Source organism: Nonomuraea basaltis, from assembly GCF_005893125.1.
Lineage (GTDB): Bacteria > Actinomycetota > Actinomycetes > Streptosporangiales > Streptosporangiaceae > Nonomuraea > Nonomuraea basaltis.
This window is the reverse complement of record NZ_VCJS01000616.1, coordinates 1-834: the sequence shown is the minus strand read 5'-3', so window position 1 is coordinate 834 and position 834 is coordinate 1. Positions and strand designations below refer to the sequence as shown.

Genomic DNA, 834 nt, shown 5'->3' with positions numbered 1-834 from the left:
GCCACATCCCAGCCACGATCAGCCGGAAACCCGCCCACCGCATCCACACCATCCACCAGCAACCGCCACAACCCATCCGGATCATCCACCCCACCCGGATAGCGACAAGCCATCCCCACGATCGCGATCGGCTCCCGAGCGCGGTTCGTCAGCGCGCGGTTCTGCCGGCGCAGCCTGGCCGTCTCCCGGAGAGAGGCGCGCAGTGCCTCGACGAGCTTTCCTTCACCTTCCGCCATCTCTTCACCACTTCTCGGTCTCGTCGTCCGGTTGCCCGTTGTCCAGCGCCATCCTGATCAGGCCTTCGGTATCCAGTTCGTCGATCGCGTCGTCGTCCGCCGTCTCGTCTGGGGCTGCGGCTCCGTTCGCACCATCGGGACGTACTCCGGCGAGCTCCAGCAGCCCGTCCAGCAGCCCGGCGGCGCGCAACGCCGCCAGCGGCACGGTCTGCAGCGCCCTGCGGATCGCCGTCTCGTCCCGGCCGTTGGCGCCGCCGTCGATCTTCGGTGCGATTCGCCTGATCAGGTAGTCGACGACCGCTCGGACCGATGGTTGATCGAACACCAAGGTGGTCGGCAGCCGGAGCCCCAGCGCGGCACCGAGCCCGTTCCGCAACTCCACCGCCGCCAGCGAGTCGACGCCCAGCTCCTGGAATGCCTGGTCCACTGGCACGGACGCGGGCGAATCGTGGCCGAGGACCGCCGCTGCCCGCGCGCGTACCAGTTCCGTCACCGCTGCCTGGCGCTCTGCGGCGGGCAACTCGGCCAGCCGGTCGGCGAACGAAGCGTCTCCCGCCGGGCTGTCGGACGCGGCCCTGCGCCGCACACCGACCAGATC

2 protein-coding genes are annotated in these 834 nt (G+C 69.9%); both read right to left on the bottom strand.

Annotated elements, in window-relative coordinates; all coding sequences use genetic code 11:
* Window positions 1-236 (bottom strand): beta-ketoacyl synthase N-terminal-like domain-containing protein (locus EJK15_RS69700; RefSeq protein WP_206062416.1); only part of this gene is annotated, 236 nt, incomplete at its 3' end.
* A gap of 4 nt (window positions 237-240) precedes the next feature.
* The coding region (locus tag EJK15_RS77070) for an acyl carrier protein (protein ID WP_171075452.1) at window positions 241-834 on the bottom strand (594 nt) is incomplete at its 5' end.